At 52.2% G+C, this 228-nt stretch carries 2 tRNA genes; both read left to right on the forward strand.

What is annotated here, in order from left to right:
- Nucleotides 1-41: 41 nt before the first annotated feature.
- A tRNA-Met gene (locus NG904_RS16815) sits at nucleotides 42-117 on the forward strand.
- Nucleotides 118-127: 10 nt separating this feature from the next.
- Nucleotides 128-204 (forward strand) — tRNA-Met (locus NG904_RS16820).
- Nucleotides 205-228: the final 24 nt, after the last annotated feature.

Consider the following 228-nt stretch of genomic DNA (forward strand, 5'->3'; position numbering starts at 1 on the left):
GATTCCGGTCTTCGGCACCATAATTCAACTAAATATAATATCGCGGGGTGGAGCAGCTGGTAGCTCGTCGGGCTCATAACCCGAAGGCCGTAGGTTCAAGTCCTGCCCCCGCAACCATAAAAACTAAGGCGGAATAGCTCAGCTGGCTAGAGCATTCGGTTCATACCCGAAGGGTCGTAGGTTCAAGTCCTATTTCCGCTACCATATATGCCGAAGTGGCGGAACTGG

Origin of the sequence: Clostridium sp. ZBS15 (assembly GCF_023845705.1) — a bacterium.
Lineage (GTDB): Bacteria > Bacillota > Clostridia > Clostridiales > Clostridiaceae > Clostridium > Clostridium aquiflavi.